Genomic DNA, 15,524 nt, shown 5'->3' with positions numbered 1-15,524 from the left:
TGCCGCGCGACGTTTGCCGCCATCGCCCGGGCGGCGGGACCGCAGCCGCCTACAGCGGGAGGCTCGGCTGTGCCGTCACGTCCGCGTCGGGAGCTTCATCGCGGAGGATGCCCGACAGGGTCAGCCCGAGCAGCCGCACGCCGCCGGGCACGGGCAGCTGGGCCTGCAGCAGGTCCAGCCCGATCGCCAGGAACGCCGCCTTGTCCGGCACCGCGTGCGACAGCGAACGCGCGCGCGTGATCGTGTGGAAATCGGCATGGCGCAGCTTCAGCGTGACGGTTCGCCCGCGCGCGCCGGAGCGATCGACGCGCGTCCAGGCGGCGTCGGCGATCGTCTCCATCGCCGCGTGCAGCGCCGCCGGCTCCGACAGGTTGGTCTCGAACGTCCGCTCCGCCCCGATCGACTTGCTCGGGCGGTTCGACCGCACCGGCCGATCGTCCACGCCGCGCGCCGCGCGATGCAGATAGTCGGCATAGGATCCGAAATGCGCCTGCAGGAAGGCGAGCGGGCGATCGCGCAGGTCCGCGCCCGTCTGTATGCCCAGCCGCTCCATCTTCTGCGCGGTGACCGGCCCGACGCCGTGGAAGCGCTTCACCGGCAGGCTCGCGACGAACGCGGCGCCCTTGTGCGGCGGGATCACGCACAGGCCGTCGGGCTTGTTCTGGTCGGAGGCGAGCTTGGCGATGAACTTGTTGTAGCTGACCCCCGCCGACGCGGTCAGCCCGGTCTCCGCCCGGATGCGCGCGCGGATCTGCTCCGCGATCGCCTTCGCGCTGCCCAGGCCATGGCGGTCCTCGGTGACGTCGAGATAGGCCTCGTCGAGCGACAGCGGTTCGATCAGGTCGGTATAATCGGCGAAGATCGCGCGGATCTGCAGAGAGATCGCCTTGTAGACCTCGAACCGCGGCCGGACGAAGACGAGATCGGGACAGCGACGCACCGCGGTCGCCGAGGGCATCGCGCTGCGGACGCCGAAGACGCGCGCCTCGTAGCTCGCCGCCGCCACCACGCCGCGCGCGCGCGAGCCGCCGACCGCGACCGGCCTGCCGCGCAGCGCCGGATCGTCGCGCTGCTCGACGCTGGCGTAGAAGGCGTCCATGTCGACATGGATGATCTTGCGCTGCGCGGGCGTTGGAACGGGCGGGGCGGCGTCATCGGCCATGCGATCTCGTTTCGTTCCAAATGCAGCGCAGATCAAGGCGCCACGGCGCCACCCTGCTAGGATTCTGGAATGGTGGACAAAAGCGGCGGCACCGCACTCGTGCTCATCGACATGGTCAACGCGCTGGCGTTCGACGGCGGCGAGCAGCTGCGCGCGTCTGCGGAGGCGGCGATCGCCCCCCTGTTGGCGCTGCGCGACGGCGCGGATGCGGCGGGCGTGCCCGTCATCTACGTCAACGACAACAACGGCGCGTGGCATTCCGAACGCAGCCGCCTGATTGAATCGGCCCTCGCGCAGGAGGATGCGCCGGGGCATCGGCTGACGCGGGCGCTGTGCCCCCGCCAGGACGATTATTTCATCATCAAGCCCCAATTCTCCGGCTTCTACGCGACGAACCTGCCGGTGCTCCTGCCGCAGCTGGGGGTCAGCCGCCTCGTGCTCGCGGGCATCGCCGCGGATATCTGCGTGCTGTTCACGGCGGCGGACGCGCACATGCGCCAGTACGACCTGTGGGTGCCAGCCGATGCCGTGGCCGGCGAGCATGGCGAACGCACGCGCTGGGCGCTGGAGATCATGCGCAACAGCATGGGCGCGGAGACGCGGCCGACCAGCGAGCTGACGCTCGCCGAGTGGCTGGCGCGCGGCGACTGAGCGCGCGCGGGCGATCCGATCGCATCCCAACCCATCCCATCCCATCCTAACCCATCCCATCGCATCGGCGCATCGCGCCAATATCCGGTGCCTTTCGCCGGATAGCGTCGCCGCCAAGGCCGGCATGCCCGGCCCCGCAGGTGTATTATGCGAATGGCACACTTCTCGCATGGGCTCTGACGTGCCGCCCGGATGGGGCGGTGGCGACAAGGGAGAACGATCATGCGCCTTACCATGTGCACCGCCGTTGTGCTCGCGATGACGAGCGCCGCCGCGCCGGCCGCAGCGCAGACCGCGCCGCCGCGCTTCTACGATGCGTCGTACAAGCCGGGGCGCGACGTCTACTGCCTGCGCCTCTACAGCGACGGACAGGCCGCCGACCCGCGACCGAACGTCCGCGGCATGACCTGTCGCGGGAAGTCGGCCTGGGCGCAGGAGGGCGTCTTCATCGAGCACCGCCGCGGCGTCCTCGAGGTCGCGACGCGTTGATTGCCTGCGGCCGTTTCGGGCCGGGGGATGGGACGGCAGTAGGCGAGGGCTTCTGCTGATTAAGAAACAGCGGCCTGCTCTCGTGATTTTCTGACAAATCCTCCCTCTGTTTCCCGTAGCCCCCCTGAGCGAGGGGGAATTTGTCGGAAAGAGAAGAAGCCACCGAAAACTTCGCCGGCGGAATGGGCTTCCATGGTCATCGCGTTCATTATGCAGCTCGAGTGGGCAAGCGTTCGGCGGGGCGCACCTTGGATGGTCGAATACATGATGCCTTCCCTTCTGCGCTCAATCGCAGTTAAGGGGATTCGATGTACAGGCTATACGTGGATGAAGTCGGCACAGACACGATGTCTCGGCTGGACGAAGACAATCACCGATATCTCAGCCTCACCGGTGTTGCGATGAAGATCACCGACGCTCGGGATGTCCTCGAGCCAGCGCTGAATGCCTTAAAGGCGACGATCTTTGATCATGACCCAGATGCGCCCCTTATCCTGCACAGGAAAGAGATCATGGGTGGAAAGGGGCCGTATCAAGCGCTGCGAACAAATGCGCTCACACGCGTGGCCTACAATGCTGCAATCCTGGACATATTCCAGACGACGCCGTATGTCGTCATCACGGCCTTGATCGACAAGTCGTGGATGGCTGATCAATAGCATTGGCAGCAGACTCATCCGTATCATTATCTTCTACAGATTATCGTAGAGAAATATGTGCAGTTCCTCGAGCGTGCCGGCACGATAGGCGACATCATGCCTGAGAGTAGGCAGGGAAAAGATGGCGTACTTCAAGCCGAGTACAATAAGATCAGAGTCGAAGGCACCCGTTATCGCAACCCCGCAGCAATAGAATCTTCGTTGCGCGGTAAAACATTAAAATTTCGTACTAAGAAAGACAATATTGCCGGATTGCAGCTATGCGACCTATTGGCACATCCTAGCCACATATTTGTGCGAGAGAGGATGGGACACGACGTGACGCTGGGGCCTTTTGCAACGCAAGTTTGTAATATCCTAAGGGACACCAAATATGATCGGTCCCCTTGGAACGGTCGCATAATGGGCTATGGCTTCAAGCATCTGCCAGCCTGAAACACAAAAGGCGGCGCTTGCGCGCCGCCCGATGGGTTGATGTACCATCTAGATACCGACCGCCGTGGCATCGGATTGGCTCCCAGTTAGCATGGTACAGTAAAAAAACAATGCTGGTGCTGAATGGACGCTGGTCCTTATTCGGGCGAGATGAAGGGTAGGGTGCTATGTGGCGTCATGGCTCGACGACCCTACTGCGAGCGTGATCGGCGGACTGTGCCGCCGCCGGCGGCGCGGCAATGGGGAACGAGACAGCGGGCCGGACGCCGGGTTCCCATCCTGGAGAACCGGTCTGAGCCTGATATTGCAAACGCGGTCGGTTGACGTCGCGTTGACAATGAGAAGGGGGCGGATCAGCTTCTTTGCATGACGATCAATCTGGCGCTTATGCTCATGACCGTTGCCGCTGCTCAAGCGGGGGATCCCCCGGGCAGACGAGTAGAACCGCCGCCGCCCGTAAACCTCTCAATTGCCAATACGCCGAAAGGGCGTTGGCTAGAAATGCCCGCGTGGCCCGACTCGCGACATCATGGGATCACGTTCAACGCGGAGCCCTTCCATATTCAGGTCGAGAGGTTCGACGACGCAAGTGATCGCACCTTCTCTCTGCTGATGCAGGTCGAGGTATGTAAGGCAGGACAGGCCTGTGGCTCGATCATTTATTCGCTTTGGCCGCAAGACATCGCCGCTGTGCCTAAGGCGCAGCGAGCGGCACTTTGGCGCCGCCACCTTAAATCGATGGTAGAACAGGCTGCCGCTTCGAGTGGTCTCGCCCCGCCGGCCCTACCCCTGGAGCCGGTCGTGAAAATGCTATCCAAGTGACTGTGATCATCGGCCGCGGTAATCCGTTTTGGGGCAGCGCTGATCGGCGAGGTAGGATCGATTGCGGATGGGCGGGTTGGTCAAAGGCTGGCGATACCAAAGCACCGAAGGATATCGACGAGCCCAATCCTTAAGGCCTGACGACGCGCAAATCGGCTGGCGATAGCCGGAGCCAAGGCGATGCATGCGAGTTTGGCATCTCGACCGTGGGGCGTGGCGCCCCTTCGTGCCTATAACGGAAAGACGGCTGACACCCATGAAACGGATTTCGGCGCTGGTTCTCACCCCGCTCTTCTTCACGGGCGGCTGCGCCCTGGAAGCGTCGCACAGCCGGGCCGTCGACGGCGCCTTCGTCATGACGCAGGTGGGCCCGCAGCAGGTCGCGGAATGCATCGCGCAGACGGCGGGGACGACGGCGACGGCGGGCGGGGATGGCGCATTCGCCGTCGACGTTCCGGGCCAGGCCGGTTCCACCCGCCTGACGGTCACGCGCGACAAGGTTCAGACGATCGTCGTTGGTCCGGCGGACACTCAGGTGCCGCCGGCCGTGGAAAAGATCGCCGTCGACTGCGTCCTGAAGCTTACGCCGCCGGCGCACTGAACCGGCGATCACGACGGCGCGGTCAAACCGCCGTGCCGCAAGCGGCCAGCCCTATTGAGGGGGTCGGGGGCGTCGCGCGGGAATGCCCGCGCTCCGCGTCGGCGAGGCCATATGCAAAAGGTTTGGGCAAGCGGCCGGGACCATGGCGGTGATCCGCGCGCCGGCCGCCGAAGGGCAGCGGCGGCCGCCTGGACGCGAGTCCATGGTCGCTTCGGTCCCGCTTCGGGGATCATGCTCCCCGGAAGGGGAGTTCGCTATCGCGTCGCAAGGAAAGTGGTCGGGAAGAGAGGATTCGAACCTCCGGCCCCTGCCTCCCGAAGGCAGGCGATTGCTGAGATTTGCGTGGTTTTTGGCTCGTAAGCGAGGCAGGAAAAGCGGAACAGGCGTAGAACATCGAGAGAACATCGCCAACTTGCACCGGAGTTGCACCGGACGCGTTCGTCTCGTGGGAGACGCTCGTGGCCTACGCTGACAGCACCACCGTGCCGGTCGAGAAGTCGATCGCCGAGATCGTCGCGCTGGTAAAGCGCGCCGGCGCAGAGCGCATCGCGCAGTACGACGAGCCGGAGCGCTTCACGGTCCAGTTCACCATGGCTGGCCGCATGGTCCGGTTCAGGGTGGCGATCCCCGCCATGGAGGCGATGCCGAAACAGGACGGCCGCGGGCGCGCGCTGACCCGCCAACAGCGGCTGGATCGCGCGGCCCAAGCGGCACGCCAGCGGGCGCGGGCGCTGCTGCTCGTCATCAAGGCGAAGCTGGAGAGCGTGGCCAGCGAGGTTGAGACGTTCGAACAGGCGTTCCTTGCCAACGTCGTGATGGCCGACGGCGCCACTGTCTATGATCGGATCGCCGCTCCTGTCGCCCAGGAATACGAGACCGGGGGTACCCGCATGTTGCTGCTCGGCGGGCCGGGAGATGTCCGCGGCTGACCTAGAGCAGATCGAGCGCGAAGCTTACGCGGACGAATCGCGGTGGCGCCAGCGGCAGGTGCTTCGGTATCGCCGCCCTTTGGGCGCCAGCCATCAAAACGACTCTCCCTTTAGCTATATGTATGAGCGGTAGTGGCTTTGTGAATTTTTGGCAGTGAGGTTACGTTCACCTGCTGACCTCAGGTGTGAGTCGTGGGATCGCTAATCGATCATTTGCAACCGAGGTGCCTTAGCTGTGGCGCTGAGGGCGGGTGAGTTACGAGAAGTAAAGCTGTCTAGGCCAAGGTGGGGCGGGTCATCATCGTTCTGAATGCGTATGGGGTAGTCATCTAATATTGTGACGGAAGTAAGCCAAAAATATGTCGGAACTTAAAATTGTCGATCGTCACCTTTACGTAATCGACCGCCTAAGATCGATTGCCGACTATAAAAAATTGCACGAACAATGGCGTGATTTAATAAAGGCTGATAAATCTAATGTGCCAGATAGTGAGCTGAAAGATTTATTCGACCGGTTTGCCGTCGGATATGTGACGCGACGGCTTAGCGGTGTCCCGATGACGAGCTTTAGGGCTCGATCTGATGAAAGTCTTGATCCCGCGGCACCATGGTCGCATGTATCACAATTACTTGCGAAGCCTGCACAATATTGCTCGATAGGGCGTTTTAATAGGGCTGGTCAATCAATGTTGTATGTGTCGAGCTCGCCGTTCATTTCGCTGGCAGAGATACGAGCGAGACCCGACAGCCACGCTGTGGTGCTTGTGTTAAAATATCGAAAGCGAGAAAGTTGCGTGTACGCGCAGGTCGGCCTTCAGCGCTTACCTCAATTTGGGACGATTGCCGATCGCATGACGAATGCGCGCGGCGGATTGCCGGCTGAGTCTACAATCCGAAAATTTCTGCAGAAGCGTGGGACGTATGAACAATGGCGTGCCCAAGATTTTGGCCTTTCTGAAATTGCACTGAGGATGGCTCCCGCCGGTGTGACCGGGCATTATAATCTATCCAATATACTGGCGGAGGCACTTCTGCAGTTAGATGAGGTTCGAGGTTTCTATTATCCTACAGTTCAAGCTGGATATCGCGGCGTCAATATCGCTGCCCCGGTTGATACAGCCATGGAAGATTTTGCGCCATTCGAGGCTTGGTTGGTAAAGCTCGATAGCACACCTAATTTGCTGCCGAATTCAGACTTAGAGCCGCACCAGCCGATTGTTGTGCGAAGGGGTTCCTGCCACGGCGATGGCTGCATTGAATGGGGGGCCAGCGGAACATGGCCGCTTGCTGCTCTACACCGAGAGATTGCGCCGATATAAGGAGTAATTGAGGCAGGGAGCAATGAGAGCCGCGGCTGCTCGGCAAAATCTGAGGGGCTCGCGAATGACGCCGCGCCACCTCGAAGGTTCGGATGATCAGCTGGCCTGCAACCGATCCTGCCAACCTCATCAACGGGGACGGACAATGAGTTGATCGCCGTGTATCAGCGTTCATCAGGACGGTTCGGCGATCCGGGAAGTCGGACCGTTGCTTGCCGAGACTGAGCCTCGCAATCTCGATATCTGACCGTTTGGTGCGGGGCGCATTCTCATCGTAAGCTACCGTCATGACTGACGACGAAAAGTCGACGCGACTCACGGTCGCGCTGAACCACCTTCACGCCTTCGCAGCGACCTTCAATCCGGAGGATCTGGTGGACGAGGAGAGCAAGCTCTCCGCGATCGACCTGAACGTGATCCTTCAGGCGCTGGAGCGGGTGAAGCACATCGAAAATCAGAAAGAGCCTTCTCAATGAAGGCGAAGGGGGCGTCCTTTGGCGCCGCGTTCGGCGTCGGACTGCCGGTGCTTAAGGCGCCTTCCGCAGCATGTACGTGACAATCTCTGGTCACGGCCGCCGAACAGCCAGAACGCGGTTAAAGCGTCCCAACGGGCTGTCAGCGTGCCCTCACGACAAGGTTTGGGAAGTTGTGCAAAGGTTCGATCAGATGCGATGAGTCTATTTCTTTCAGCCTAGAAAACTGGCGCAGCAATTTCATGTTGCGCCAGTTTTCAATATGTCAATCCGCTGCTAAATTACCCGTTGTACGCGCAGTAATCCTGGCATTGATTGTAATCGGCCTGAGCGGCAGCTTGGCAGTTGTCTCGATCAAAGCCTGCCGCTGTGTTGTAACCACCAAAGCTTTCCTGCTGAAAAATGGCTTCGCAGTTATTCATTGCATCAACGTAACGGTTGTAACAATTGTCGCTACAGGTAACCTCGCGCTGGGCAAGAGCAGCGGAAGGCACCAGAAATACGGCGACCGATGCAACAAAAGTGAAAAGCTTCATAAAGAGCTCCTTCGGACCGTGGCTTAAGGTTCTCGTACGCTGACATGGGCGGTTTTAACTGTCAAGCAGCAGTCTGCAATAATAGCGTCAGCAAAGTTACTGCTAAAATAGCTTCATTATGGTACTTTAATGTTTTGGTAACATGTGGGTAGCGGGCCTAGGGTATTGACGTGAGATGCCTCTCGGCGCACCCAAGTCAGCCCGACTCTTGGGCAGGAGGATATCTGACATGCGTACGCTTATTCTCGCCGCGGCTGCGATCGGCCTGGTCGCCAGCGCGCCCGCGATCGCCGCACCGTGCAAGGATCCGAAGACCGGCAAGTTCATCAAGTGCGCGGCCAAGGCTCCGCCGAAGGTCGTGCGCTGCAAGAACGCGAAAGGGCAGTTCGCCAAGTGCGGGACCGCTGGCGCCAAACCCATGTGATCTAACGCCCGACTCGCCGTTCGTGGCGGGTCGGGTTAACCACCAATCAGACTTGACCGGATCGGATGTAATTATTTTAATTGGTCCGTATGGGACCTGATGACTCACAAATGCCTCCCCCGGAGGTGCTCGATCGAGCGCGGCGGGCCGTTCGGCTTCGTCGGCTCCGCGATCAAGTTATCCCTGACGCAGGATTTGCGGATCCGGCGTGGGAAATCCTCCTGCATCTTTTCGTCAGCCATGGTGCTGACGTTACCGTCGGCCAAGCTTGTGCGGCCGCCGCCGCGCCGCGGACCACCGCCCTACGATTCATCTCTCAGCTAGAAAGATCGGGACGACTGGCTCGTACCAAGGGGCAGGATCGCCGCTCGTCTTTCCTTCGCCTAAGCCCGACCACGCTGCAGGACATGAGCGCAATCTTCGCGGAAGACGAGTGAGCAGTCACTGGTGACCGGCTCACGAAGAAAGGTGGGAAGGCGCACCGCCATTGCGGGAAACAACGCGTGAGACCCTCGTTATTGAGCCGATGCGGTTCCATTGACCTCGATCAATGCGTGTATCCGGTTGCAGTCACGAGGGAATGTCCATGCGCAAGCTACATCGCCGTGAGAGGATCGCCCTCAAATGGGCGTTCGCACTGTTCGTCTTTTTCTGGGTGGCCGTGATCGTCTTCCGCATCGTTCTCATGTCATCGCAGCCTGCAGGTGGTGAGTATTTCAGCTGAGCAGAGATCCCTCGACGCTACCGGCATGTGGGCCGATCCAGCTTACGAAGCGCGGCAGGGTTGAGAACATAAAGGGAACGTAATAACCTCCGTCATCACATTGAGTCGGAGGATGAACGGTGCAGCTTGGTCTGGATCGCTACGGAGAAGCGCGCCCAGCGTTTGGCGCATGGGTGCTGCAACAGGTTGATCGGGAAGGCCCGGTAGGCGAGCTGGTGAAGGCCGCGAAGGCCGACCGGCGATTTCCGCGCGCCGGCACGCCGCGGGACGTCCGCAAGCACCTCAACGAGATGCAGGCAGCAGGCGAGATGTTCGAGGCGGTGGACGACGCCGAGCTCGACTGGCTCTGCTACTGATGACGGCCGGATCAGCCAGGACGGTCGTCTACGATCGATGGTATCTCGAGGAGCGCGCCCGGATCGAGGCGAGGGGGCGCCCGCGCCCCGCAACGCGGCCCCGCATCGACAAGCGGGAGGCCGACCCGCGTGCAGCGCTCGCCGCGGCGATCGGCAGGAGCGGCGAGAGCTATTCGGCTCTCTCGCGTATGCTGGGCCGGCCAGGCGGGTATCTGCGCCGTTTCGTGGTCGACGGCGTCCCGCGCGCGATCCAGCCTGACGAGCATCGGCGCCTTGCTGACTTCTTCGGGTTGGACGAGCGCGCGCTTGGCGTACGCAATCTTTGGGCTCGCGCATCGTGAGACTGGTCACGCGGGACGATCTGCGCATGACGATCTCCGTCGCGCTGTCGGTCACTACGCCGTACAAGCAGCGCGCGACGGGCATCAACATCGAGCACGTGCGCGAGGAGATCGTGGATGACCTGGTGCGGCGGATCATGGGCTCGCCCGAGAGCGAGACGGTCATCCTGCGGCCGAGCATGTGCGGCTCGCCGCTTTCGCCCAGACATGGCGTCTGGGGTGTCGACGAGCCGCATCCATGTCCCGATCTGGTGAGGCGCTGAGGCTCCATAACGTCTCTGCACGAGCAATTATGATGAGGCGATATTCGAGCGCCGCACCAAGAACCTATTGACCATTCACATTGAGCGGCTGGAAGGTCCGCTCCCGCGAGATTAGGCCGGGCAAGCAGCGGTCGGTATGCCGCGAATTATCCGTTGGGGCGCGGCAGACGCTTGCGCGAAGTAGCGGCGGTTAACGCGCCGATATGGCACGATTGCAAATTGTTTCGTCTGCAGCCTATCTTGTTGCTGAACGGCAGATTAATAGGCTTTTCAGCCCGCGCCTGTGCGCGGGGAGGGAGATGTCAATATGAAGTTCGCCAATGTCGCAACGCTTGCCGCCACCGCATTTGCAATTATTGCCGTGAGCGCGCCGGCTTCGGCAGCAGTCATAACCGCTCTTCCCAATGGCTCGGCCGTTACCATACCCTCATTGAACAAGCGCAACGATGCGGGTCCGGAGACATTCGGTCCTGGCATCACATTCCGTTCGAGCTTCGGTTCGGTCTTTGGTTGGACCGGCGGATATGCGTTCGCCACCAACGGAACGTGGTCCGGCACGCCCATGATTGGCCTTAACGCGATGAACGCGAGCTTCACGCTGTCGTTCGCGACGGCAATCAGCGGCTTTTTAGCGGATTTGAATTGGACCACTGAGAATGCGTCTGCAAATGCGATGATGGAGGCATTCGACGTCCAAGGAAATTCGCTTGGCAGTCTGACGTTCGAGGGCCCAGGTAATCTCGTTACGCCTGGGACTTATGGGTTCCAAGAGGCCGGAAACGTGATCTCGAGCATCAGGTTCAGCAACGAGTATGTGGGCATTCGCAATCTGTCGATTGCTTCGACCGCAGCTGTCCCCGAACCCGCAAGCTGGGCACTGATGATTCTCGGCATGGGTGCAGTCGGCTTCGCAATGCGTCGCCGCAAGAAAGCGAACACGAACGTTACTGTCCGTTACGCCTGAAGGCCCACCCTTCGATAGGTGAAGAAAGCCGCCGTTTGGTTCGCCCCTGACGGCGGCTTTTTCGTGCCTGACGAGCCACATAGAAGCATCAGGCGGGGTATGCGCTAGGAAATTCGTTTCTTTCTGTTCTAATCAATTGATCGATTGAACGGCTCGACATTGCTGCGCTTGGACGCCTATGAAGATGGCAAATCAGGGAGATAAAAATGCGACTTTGGTTAGCAGCAGCCGTCGTGGCATTGCTTTCAACCGCCGGGCCCGCAAGTGCAGAGGTCCTGACTTTCGACAATCTACGAAGCTCTGTACCCGTTCCAAACGGTTATGGTGGCCTTAACTGGTCGAATGTTTATGTATTTGACACCATCAACACACCTCAAGGGGGCTACTCGAGCGCGTTGGTTTCGTCAAGAAACGTTGCTTATAACGCGTTCGGCACGGTTGCCAGTTTTTCTTCTACGAACCCGTTCACGCTCAATAGCGCGTATTTTGGTTCACCGCTTCAGCCCTCACAGCAGGTGCTCTTCATAGGCTATGTGGCAGACGTGCCGACTTATAGCGCGATCGTGTCGGCTATAAATAGTTCGCCAACCTTTTATAGCTTCAATTGGTCTGATTTGAGTAAAGTGACCTTCGTCGATCTCGCCAACTATCCGCTGCCAGTCGCGTTTGATAACCTCTCAGTGAATGTCGCCGGCGCGGTGCCAGAGCCTGCGACATGGGCGTTGATGATTCTTGGCATGGGTGCAATCGGCTTCGCAATGCGTCGCCGCGCGAGAGCGAACACTAACGTGACTGTCCATTTCGCCTGAACAATCAACCTTCTATAGGCGAAGGAAGCCGCCGTTTGGTTCGCCCTGACGGCGGCTTTTCACGCCCGGAGGACCGCATAGGATCTAAGGCAGATCATGCCGTCCGATGTTCGTGCTTTGACTCGGAAAACGTCCACCGGAGCCCCGCGCCGCGGACGCGCTCAATAGGGCAGAGATAGGGCGTGGCCCCGAAGATGCGCCGTGCTTCATAGAGTGCGACGTCGATCAGCCGCGCCGACTTGGCCGCGTCCGACCCAACCCGATCAGCCAGCACATCGAACGATAGCGTACGCCCGCGCGCCTGCATGACGCTGCCGAGCATCTCGCGCACTTGGGGGCGGCATCGCACCGGCTCCCCGTCGATGCAGAAGGCGGGGAGCGTCGGGTCGTAGGAGAAGGGACCGACGACGATCGCTTGCTCCCGCCGCAGGTTATAGCCGCAGCAGGGACAGATGACGGACACTACGCCTTTGCCCAGGACGAGGCGACAACGTACATGTACGCTGTGCCGCCGACGTTGAAGCCGATCTGTCCGGCGCCGGCAGTGAAGCGCGCTGCCGCCCAATAGATGTTGCCGTCGCCGATGTTGGTCAGCGCATCCTGGCGGCTACCGCTGACCGGCCCGTTGACGGAAGCCTGATAGGTCAGGCCGGCCGCGATCGACAGGCCGTTGACCGGGGTGGTGACGTTGGCGGCGTGGGGCGAGCCCTGCTGCTGCGTCGGCACCAGCACTACTTCGGTCGGCGTCGCAGTGGTGCCGGTGACCGTCTCGACGTAGCCAGCGAGCGACAGCGACCCCGCCGCGTCGGTGGCGATGCGCGCGGTGACCGTACGCGCGCTGGCGATGGCAGCGTAGATGATCGCGAACTCGTTGGTGCTGCTCGCATGCCGCGGGAAGTAGATGCCGTCGATCCAGATGCCCTGAATGACCGCCGGTCCATTCGCCTTGCGGAAGACGATCTGGTTCATGCCCGCGCCGACGGAGAAGTTGGCGATGTCGCGGCCGGTGTTGCCGGTCAGCGCCACGTTGAACGGCGCCATTGGGGCAGACGCTGCGACAGTGCCGACCTGACCATACGCCTGCACCACCGACAGGCTGACGGCCTTCGTCGTCAGGATACGCCCCCCGCTGAGGGCGTTGATCGTGAACTGGTAGACGTGGTCGCCGTCGGCGTCGTCGGGCGAAGCATAGGTCTTCGTCACGTCGCCAGCAAAGCGCAGGATATAGCGGATCCGGCCGGACGTGATGCTGGCGTCCGTCGTATCGGTGACGGCATCGATCATGAACTTCGCCGCATCCGGCCCGGTCAGGCTGAGGTAGGCATATTGGTCGGTGAGCAGCTCCCACCCGACCTTCTGCCCCTCGTATACGGCGAAGGTCGAGGCATTGAGGATCGTCACCGGGGTGGTGCTGGAGCGCAGGAGTGCCAGCTGCGTGCCGGAGTTGCGCACGCCAGGCAGCGTCTCGTGCAGGTTATCCGTGATCGCCACGCCTTCCGGCGACTTGTAGAACACGCCGTTCGGGATTGCCGCTGCTGCCTGGCGCAGGCCAAGCTCGACGTTCAGGCCGCTCTGCGTACGTCGTGCTGCGATCGTTTCGGGCAGAAGGCCGAGGATGTAGGTCGGCACGTTGCCGATCGTCGCCCCGCTGACGCCATTGGCGAAGATGCGCGCCTTGAAGTCTGCATCCCCGTTGACCGTGGCGTTGAAGAACGCCGCCTGCGTCACCGTGTCCGAACCGCTCAACCCCGCGTCGTTCGTGCCTTCGATTCGGATCATGCCCGCCACCGCTGCGCCCGGGAAGGCATCCATCGCCGCCTTGACCAGGCCAGCGCCGGCATAGGCGCCGGTACCGTTGCAGCGATCGATCAGGCTCTCGTGCAAAGTAGCGCCGACACCCCATTCGCCCTGAGTGCCGCCGGGCTTGAAGATGCTGGTGCCGTTCCAGTTATGCGGGATGATGATCACCGGCAGGCCGGTGTCCGCCGCGACCTGCTTGGCGAAATATTCGTAGGGCGAGAGGTAGCTGTTGCCGTCCGGCGCGATCGCCTGGTCATAAGGAAGGCTGGTGCTGATGCCCGCCGGCGATCGGCTGCGAGCATTGTACGTGTTGGGCGCGCGGGTGTCCTGCGCTTCGCGCGGATTGACGCCGACGCCCTTGGAATCGCCGAGGCCGATATAGATCAGAGCGGTCGGCGCCGCCGCTGCAGCGGTAACCGAAGGCGGATAGGTCAGCGCAGTCGAAGCGAGCTGCGGCGGCATGACGACGACGCTGCCGGGCAGGAGCACCGGGCCGAAGAGCGATGCACCGCTCGCGCGGAGGGGTGGGGCGACCGCAACGACCCCCGGCAGCACGGACAGCGCATAGAAGCTGGCCGTCGTTGCGAGCGCAGGCGGCGCGACTGTAGCGGCGCTGGGCTGGATCATCGGGGCATACATCTGTGCGCCCGAGACGAGTGCGGCTGGCGTGATGGTCACGAGACCTGCGGCGATCGTTGGTGCGTACGATACAGCCGCCGAGGGGAGCAGGGCGGGCTGCACGCTGTTCGCGGCGATCGACTGGACCATTGGCGCATAGAGCGCCGATGCCGACGCAAGAAGCCCGGGGAGGACGGAAACCGCGCCCGGTTGAACCGTCGGCGCCGACAGAACCACAGACGAGGCCAAGAGCGCAGGTGCGATTGACCCTGCCGCGATGGCCTGGATCGTCGGCGCGAATGGGGCGGCCGCGCTGGGCAGCGCCGCAGGCTGGACGGCGACCGTACCCGGCTGGACAGCAGGCGCGTTCGCAAAACCTGACGAAGCTACGAAGGGCGGCAGGATGGTTCCGGCTGCGGCAGATCGAACGTCGGGCGCGAAGGGTGCGGCCGTGCTGGCTTGCATTGCGGGCGCGACGGCGACGCCGCCCGGTTGCACCGATGGCGGAAAAAGGGCGACCGTGGAGAGCAGGACAGGCGGCGTCACCGCAGTCGGCGCGACGATGATGCGGGGTGCAAACGCAACGACCGCGGTGCCGAGCATAGCAGGCGCGATCGCCACGGATCCCGGCGCCATCGCCGGCGGGTAGAGTTGGCCGTTGCCGAGGAGGAACGGCGGTCGGATCGTCAGCCGACCGCCGACGTCGCGGGGCGGGGCCGGCAGCAGGAGAGCCGTCAGGCCGCTGCTCGCGCTGATCAGCGCCGGCATGATCAGCCGGTCGACGATGATCGTGCGCATCAGGCTTCCGGCTCCGTCACGGGCGTGATGACCGGCAGCTTGATCTGCACTGGGATCCATTCGTCGGGATCGAGGTCGGCGCGCGCGAGATCGAGCCAGGCGGCGTCGTTGTCGATGTTCGCGGTCAGCGCCTCGGGAAGCTCCAGCTCCACCGTCTGATCATCGATGCGGGTGATCCCGCCGTTCTCGGTGGTGAGCGTGCCCGCGACATGCGTCGAGCCGACGAATGGACGCACCTGCGCCCGCAGGCGGCAGCCGACAGGGAACACGGGGTCCTCGCCGGTCACCTGCAGGCGCACGCGATATGCATAGCCCGCCGCGATCGGGGGCACGCTCTGGATCGGCATCGCC

Annotated in this window: 21 protein-coding genes; 16 read left to right on the top strand and 5 right to left on the bottom strand. The window is 62.0% G+C overall.

Going from position 1 to position 15,524, the window contains the following annotated elements; genetic code table 11:
• Positions 1-49: 49 nt before the first annotated feature.
• Entirely contained in the window at positions 50-1,162 is a 1,113-nt protein-coding gene (dinB, locus tag IQ292_RS11830) for a DNA polymerase IV (RefSeq protein WP_203310529.1), read from the bottom strand.
• 69 nt (positions 1,163-1,231) lie between these two features.
• Between dinB and IQ292_RS11825 the strand changes: the two genes are divergently transcribed.
• The 9 genes from IQ292_RS11825 to IQ292_RS11785 all read left to right on the top strand — a co-directional run bounded on the left by IQ292_RS11825 (position 1,232) and on the right by IQ292_RS11785 (position 7,543).
• The gene (locus IQ292_RS11825) at positions 1,232-1,813 is read left to right on the top strand and encodes a cysteine hydrolase family protein (RefSeq protein ID WP_203310528.1); all 582 of its coding nucleotides are present in this window, start codon (positions 1,232-1,234) and stop codon (positions 1,811-1,813) included.
• 222 nt (positions 1,814-2,035) lie between these two features.
• Positions 2,036-2,302, top strand: coding sequence for a hypothetical protein (locus IQ292_RS11820; RefSeq protein ID WP_203310527.1), 267 nt, complete (start codon positions 2,036-2,038; stop codon positions 2,300-2,302).
• Between the two features lie 308 nt (positions 2,303-2,610).
• Positions 2,611-2,961, top strand: a complete 351-nt coding sequence (locus tag IQ292_RS11815) for a hypothetical protein (RefSeq protein ID WP_203310526.1) — start codon at positions 2,611-2,613, stop codon at positions 2,959-2,961.
• Between the two features lie 57 nt (positions 2,962-3,018).
• Complete coding sequence (locus tag IQ292_RS11810) at positions 3,019-3,396, top strand: hypothetical protein (RefSeq protein ID WP_203310525.1); 378 nt, start codon at positions 3,019-3,021, stop codon at positions 3,394-3,396.
• A 366-nt stretch (positions 3,397-3,762) separates the two neighbouring features.
• A complete protein-coding gene (locus IQ292_RS11805) occupies positions 3,763-4,218 on the top strand; it encodes a hypothetical protein (RefSeq protein WP_203310524.1) in 456 nt (151 codons plus the stop codon).
• Positions 4,219-4,474: 256 nt separating this feature from the next.
• The gene (locus tag IQ292_RS11800) at positions 4,475-4,819 is read left to right on the top strand and encodes a hypothetical protein (RefSeq protein ID WP_203310523.1); all 345 of its coding nucleotides are present in this window, start codon (positions 4,475-4,477) and stop codon (positions 4,817-4,819) included.
• Positions 4,820-5,277: 458 nt separating this feature from the next.
• Positions 5,278-5,748, top strand: coding sequence for a hypothetical protein (locus tag IQ292_RS11795; RefSeq protein WP_203310522.1), 471 nt, complete (start codon positions 5,278-5,280; stop codon positions 5,746-5,748).
• Between the two features lie 359 nt (positions 5,749-6,107).
• Positions 6,108-7,067: an RES domain-containing protein gene (locus tag IQ292_RS11790; RefSeq protein WP_203310521.1), complete on the top strand. Its 960-nt coding sequence runs from the start codon at positions 6,108-6,110 to the stop codon at positions 7,065-7,067.
• Positions 7,068-7,354: 287 nt separating this feature from the next.
• On the top strand, positions 7,355-7,543 hold the full coding sequence (locus tag IQ292_RS11785) for a hypothetical protein (RefSeq protein WP_203310520.1): 189 nt from the start codon (positions 7,355-7,357) through the stop codon (positions 7,541-7,543).
• A 278-nt stretch (positions 7,544-7,821) separates the two neighbouring features.
• Here IQ292_RS11785 and IQ292_RS11780 read toward each other — a convergent pair whose 3' ends face one another.
• Complete coding sequence (locus tag IQ292_RS11780) at positions 7,822-8,076, bottom strand: Tim10/DDP family zinc finger protein (RefSeq protein ID WP_203310519.1); 255 nt, start codon at positions 8,074-8,076, stop codon at positions 7,822-7,824.
• A 229-nt stretch (positions 8,077-8,305) separates the two neighbouring features.
• Here IQ292_RS11780 and IQ292_RS11775 point away from each other — a divergent pair, with 229 nt between their 5' ends.
• From IQ292_RS11775 to IQ292_RS11745, 7 genes are all read left to right on the top strand, one after another.
• Positions 8,306-8,500, top strand: a complete 195-nt coding sequence (locus tag IQ292_RS11775; protein WP_203310518.1) for a hypothetical protein — start codon at positions 8,306-8,308, stop codon at positions 8,498-8,500.
• Between the two features lie 586 nt (positions 8,501-9,086).
• Positions 9,087-9,224: a hypothetical protein gene (locus tag IQ292_RS11770; RefSeq protein WP_203310517.1), complete on the top strand. Its 138-nt coding sequence runs from the start codon at positions 9,087-9,089 to the stop codon at positions 9,222-9,224.
• Between the two features lie 119 nt (positions 9,225-9,343).
• Positions 9,344-9,580, top strand: a complete 237-nt coding sequence (locus IQ292_RS11765) for a hypothetical protein (RefSeq protein ID WP_203310516.1) — start codon at positions 9,344-9,346, stop codon at positions 9,578-9,580.
• Positions 9,580-9,921 (top strand): hypothetical protein, encoded by a 342-nt coding sequence (locus IQ292_RS11760; protein ID WP_238941037.1) that lies wholly within the window; start codon positions 9,580-9,582, stop codon positions 9,919-9,921. The genes IQ292_RS11765 and IQ292_RS11760 overlap by 1 nt, the downstream gene beginning before the upstream one ends.
• Positions 9,922-9,947: 26 nt before the next feature.
• Positions 9,948-10,184: a hypothetical protein gene (locus IQ292_RS11755; protein ID WP_203310515.1), complete on the top strand. Its 237-nt coding sequence runs from the start codon at positions 9,948-9,950 to the stop codon at positions 10,182-10,184.
• 307 nt (positions 10,185-10,491) lie between these two features.
• Positions 10,492-11,148, top strand: a complete 657-nt coding sequence (locus tag IQ292_RS17675; protein ID WP_238941036.1) for a PEPxxWA-CTERM sorting domain-containing protein — start codon at positions 10,492-10,494, stop codon at positions 11,146-11,148.
• Between the two features lie 206 nt (positions 11,149-11,354).
• On the top strand, positions 11,355-11,957 hold the full coding sequence (locus IQ292_RS11745) for a PEPxxWA-CTERM sorting domain-containing protein (protein ID WP_203310514.1): 603 nt from the start codon (positions 11,355-11,357) through the stop codon (positions 11,955-11,957).
• A gap of 94 nt (positions 11,958-12,051) precedes the next feature.
• On the opposite strand, the gene IQ292_RS11740 is transcribed toward IQ292_RS11745, so the two are convergent.
• From IQ292_RS11740 to IQ292_RS11730, 3 genes are read right to left on the bottom strand one after another with little or no spacing between them, the layout of a single operon-like run.
• Positions 12,052-12,420 carry a helix-turn-helix domain-containing protein gene (locus IQ292_RS11740; protein WP_203310513.1) on the bottom strand — a complete coding sequence of 123 codons (369 nt, stop codon included), beginning with the start codon at positions 12,418-12,420 and terminating at the stop codon, positions 12,052-12,054.
• Complete coding sequence (locus tag IQ292_RS11735) at positions 12,420-15,173, bottom strand: hypothetical protein (RefSeq protein WP_203310512.1); 2,754 nt, start codon at positions 15,171-15,173, stop codon at positions 12,420-12,422. The genes IQ292_RS11740 and IQ292_RS11735 overlap by 1 nt, the downstream gene beginning before the upstream one ends.
• Entirely contained in the window at positions 15,173-15,520 is a 348-nt protein-coding gene (locus tag IQ292_RS11730; RefSeq protein WP_203310511.1) for a hypothetical protein, read from the bottom strand. Before IQ292_RS11730 ends, IQ292_RS11735 begins: the two co-directional genes overlap by 1 nt.
• Positions 15,521-15,524 lie beyond the last annotated feature (4 nt).

The sequence above is a fragment of the Sphingomonas beigongshangi genome, from assembly GCF_016820445.1.
In the GTDB taxonomy this organism is placed as follows: domain Bacteria; phylum Pseudomonadota; class Alphaproteobacteria; order Sphingomonadales; family Sphingomonadaceae; genus Sphingomonas; species Sphingomonas beigongshangi.
The sequence above is the reverse complement of the archived record's forward strand: the minus strand, read 5'-3'. Positions and strand labels throughout refer to the sequence as shown.

Excerpts from the sequence above, each read along its gene's own strand:
- IQ292_RS11785 (WP_203310520.1), top strand. The coding sequence starts at position 7,355 with ATGACTGACGACGAAAAGTCGACGCGACTCACGGTCGCGCTGAACCAC.
- IQ292_RS11825 (WP_203310528.1), top strand. The coding sequence starts at position 1,232 with ATGGTGGACAAAAGCGGCGGCACCGCACTCGTGCTCATCGACATGGTC.
- IQ292_RS11735 (WP_203310512.1), bottom strand. The coding sequence starts at position 15,173 with ATGCGCACGATCATCGTCGACCGGCTGATCATGCCGGCGCTGATCAGC.
- IQ292_RS11730 (WP_203310511.1), bottom strand. The coding sequence starts at position 15,520 with ATGCCGATCCAGAGCGTGCCCCCGATCGCGGCGGGCTATGCATATCGC.
- IQ292_RS11790 (WP_203310521.1), top strand. The coding sequence starts at position 6,108 with ATGTCGGAACTTAAAATTGTCGATCGTCACCTTTACGTAATCGACCGC.
- IQ292_RS11815 (WP_203310526.1), top strand. The coding sequence starts at position 2,611 with ATGTACAGGCTATACGTGGATGAAGTCGGCACAGACACGATGTCTCGG.
- IQ292_RS11775 (WP_203310518.1), top strand. The coding sequence starts at position 8,306 with ATGCGTACGCTTATTCTCGCCGCGGCTGCGATCGGCCTGGTCGCCAGC.
- IQ292_RS11805 (WP_203310524.1), top strand. The coding sequence starts at position 3,763 with ATGACGATCAATCTGGCGCTTATGCTCATGACCGTTGCCGCTGCTCAA.
- IQ292_RS11800 (WP_203310523.1), top strand. The coding sequence starts at position 4,475 with ATGAAACGGATTTCGGCGCTGGTTCTCACCCCGCTCTTCTTCACGGGC.
- IQ292_RS11760 (WP_238941037.1), top strand. The coding sequence starts at position 9,580 with ATGACGGCCGGATCAGCCAGGACGGTCGTCTACGATCGATGGTATCTC.
- IQ292_RS11780 (WP_203310519.1), bottom strand. The coding sequence starts at position 8,076 with ATGAAGCTTTTCACTTTTGTTGCATCGGTCGCCGTATTTCTGGTGCCT.
- IQ292_RS11770 (WP_203310517.1), top strand. The coding sequence starts at position 9,087 with ATGCGCAAGCTACATCGCCGTGAGAGGATCGCCCTCAAATGGGCGTTC.
- IQ292_RS17675 (WP_238941036.1), top strand. The coding sequence starts at position 10,492 with ATGAAGTTCGCCAATGTCGCAACGCTTGCCGCCACCGCATTTGCAATT.
- dinB (WP_203310529.1), bottom strand. The coding sequence starts at position 1,162 with ATGGCCGATGACGCCGCCCCGCCCGTTCCAACGCCCGCGCAGCGCAAG.
- IQ292_RS11755 (WP_203310515.1), top strand. The coding sequence starts at position 9,948 with ATGACGATCTCCGTCGCGCTGTCGGTCACTACGCCGTACAAGCAGCGC.
- IQ292_RS11820 (WP_203310527.1), top strand. The coding sequence starts at position 2,036 with ATGCGCCTTACCATGTGCACCGCCGTTGTGCTCGCGATGACGAGCGCC.
- IQ292_RS11745 (WP_203310514.1), top strand. The coding sequence starts at position 11,355 with ATGCGACTTTGGTTAGCAGCAGCCGTCGTGGCATTGCTTTCAACCGCC.